At 53.3% G+C, this 2,500-nt stretch carries 2 rRNA genes (1 of these 2 cut by a window edge); both read left to right on the top strand.

Going from position 1 to position 2,500, the window contains the following annotated elements:
- Positions 1 to 1,950 (top strand): 23S ribosomal RNA (locus tag G547_RS0114625); it begins 938 nt to the left of the window's first position.
- A gap of 139 nt (positions 1,951 to 2,089) precedes the next feature.
- Positions 2,090 to 2,205 (top strand): 5S ribosomal RNA (rrf, locus tag G547_RS0114620).
- Positions 2,206 to 2,500: the final 295 nt, after the last annotated feature.

The raw sequence follows: 2,500 nt of genomic DNA, 5'->3' as shown, positions 1-2,500 counted from the left end.
GCGGGTGCTAACGTCCGTTGTCAAGAGGGCAACAACCCAGACCGCCAGCTAAGGTCCCTAATACCAGTTAAGTGGGAAACGATGTGGGAAGGCACAGACAGCTAGGAGGTTGGCTTAGAAGCAGCCATCCTTTAAAGAAAGCGTAATAGCTCACTAGTCGAGTCGGCCTGCGCGGAAGATGTAACGGGGCTCAAACTGGTAACCGAAGCTGCGGATGCAACTTGTTGCATGGTAGGGGAGCGTTCTGTACGCCTGCGAAGGTGAGTCGAGAGGCTTGCTGGAGGTATCAGAAGTGCGAATGCTGACATGAGTAACGATAATGGGAGTGAAAAACTCCCACGCCGGAAGACCAAGGGTTCCTGTCCAACGCTAATCGGGACAGGGTTAGTCGGCCCCTAAGGTGAGGCCGAAAGGCGTAATCGATGGGAAACAGGTTAACATTCCTGTACTTCTCTTTACTGCGATGGAGGGACGGAGAAGGCTAGGCCAGCGCGGCGTTGGTTGTCCGCGTTTAAGGTTGTAGGCTGAGATCTTAGGTAAATCCGGGATCTTAAGGCCGAGAACTGACGACGAGCACCCTTTTTAGGGCGCGAAGTGGTTGATGCCATGCTTCCAAGAAAAGCTTCTAAGCTTCAGGTAAAGAGAAACCGTACTCGAAACCGACACAGGTGGTCAGGTAGAGAATACCAAGGCGCTTGAGAGAACTCGGGTGAAGGAACTAGGCAAAATGGTACCGTAACTTCGGGAGAAGGTACGCTGCCGACGGTGAAGGGCTTGCCCCGTAAGCTGTTGGCAGCCGAAGTGACCAGGTGGCTGCGACTGTTTATTAAAAACATAGTACTCTGCGAACACGTAAGTGGAAGTATAGGGTATGACGCCTGCCCGGTGCCGGAAGGTTAAATGATGGGGTTAGCTTCGGCGAAGCTCTTGATTGAAGCCCCGGTAAACGGCGGCCGTAACTATAACGGTCCTAAGGTAGCGAAATTCCTTGTCGGGTAAGTTCCGACCTGCACGAATGGCGTAACGATGGCCACGCTGTCTCCACCCGAGACTCAGTGAAATTGAAATCGCTGTTAAGATGCAGTGTACCCGCGGCTAGACGGAAAGACCCCGTGAACCTTTACTATAGCTTTACACTGAACTCTGAGCCTATTTGTGTAGGATAGGTGGGAGGCTTTGAAGCGCTAACGCCAGTTAGCGTGGAGCCACCCTTGAAATACCACCCTGGTATGTTTGGGGTTCTAACGCCGGTCCCTTATCGGGATCGCGGACAGTGTATGGTGGGTAGTTTGACTGGGGCGGTCTCCTCCCAAAGCGTAACGGAGGAGCACGAAGGTTGGCTAATCCTGGTCGGAAATCAGGAGGTTAGTGTAATGGCACAAGCCAGCTTAACTGCGAGACAGACACGTCGAGCAGGTACGAAAGTAGGTCATAGTGATCCGGTGGTTCTGTATGGAAGGGCCATCGCTCAACGGATAAAAGGTACTCCGGGGATAACAGGCTGATACCGCCCAAGAGTTCACATCGACGGCGGTGTTTGGCACCTCGATGTCGGCTCATCACATCCTGGGGCTGAAGCCGGTCCCAAGGGTATGGCTGTTCGCCATTTAAAGTGGTACGCGAGCTGGGTTTAGAACGTCGTGAGACAGTTCGGTCCCTATCTGCCGTGGGCGTTGGAGATTTGAGAAGAGTTGTTCCTAGTACGAGAGGACCGGAATGAACGAACCTCTGGTGTTCGGGTTGTCATGCCAATGGCATTGCCCGGTAGCTACGTTCGGACGGGATAACCGCTGAAAGCATCTAAGCGGGAAGCCTCCTTCAAGATGAGATCTCCCTGGAGCTTCGAGCTCCCTTAAGGGCCCTGGAAGACGACCAGGTTGATAGGCTGGGTGTGGAAGCGCCGCGAGGCGTTGAGCTAACCAGTACTAATTGCCCGTGAGGCTTGACCATATAACAGAGACGACTGCACAGCCGGACGTTTGTGTGAGGTAGACAATCGTTGCAATGTATAACTTACTGTTTCACCCCCTATTTGGGTCGATCAAGGTACGCCGAATGGCGATAAAACCTTCGAGCCCAAGCCAGTTTGCTTGACGATCATAGCGAGTTGGAACCACCTGATCCCATTCCGAACTCAGAAGTGAAACGACTTAGCGCCGATGGTAGTGTGGGGTCTCCCCATGTGAGAGTAGGTCATCGTCAAGCTCTTAAAGTGAAATACCCCGAATCAGCAATGGTTCGGGGTATTTTTTTATGGGGCCCGCACAAGTTCGAGGCGCTTGCCGATGCCCTGCGGTCATGGTGATGGGCCACATCCGTGTGGCCCACCCCCTGCGGGGCGCCCCTTCGGGCGTCGTCTTCGGCATCCTGCCTTCGACTCAAGCTCTTAAATTAAAACGCCCTGTAGTTAGCTCTGCAGGGCGTTTTTCTTGTGCGCAGAAAAATCCCCGTCCCCACCCCTTATCTCTTACTTCCCCTTAAAATTGCTACACTATGGCAT

It is taken from the genome of Marinimicrobium agarilyticum DSM 16975 (assembly GCF_000423345.1).
Taxonomy (GTDB): Bacteria; Pseudomonadota; Gammaproteobacteria; order Pseudomonadales; family Cellvibrionaceae; genus Marinimicrobium; species Marinimicrobium agarilyticum.
The sequence above is the reverse complement of the archived record's forward strand: the minus strand, read 5'-3'. Positions and strand labels throughout refer to the sequence as shown.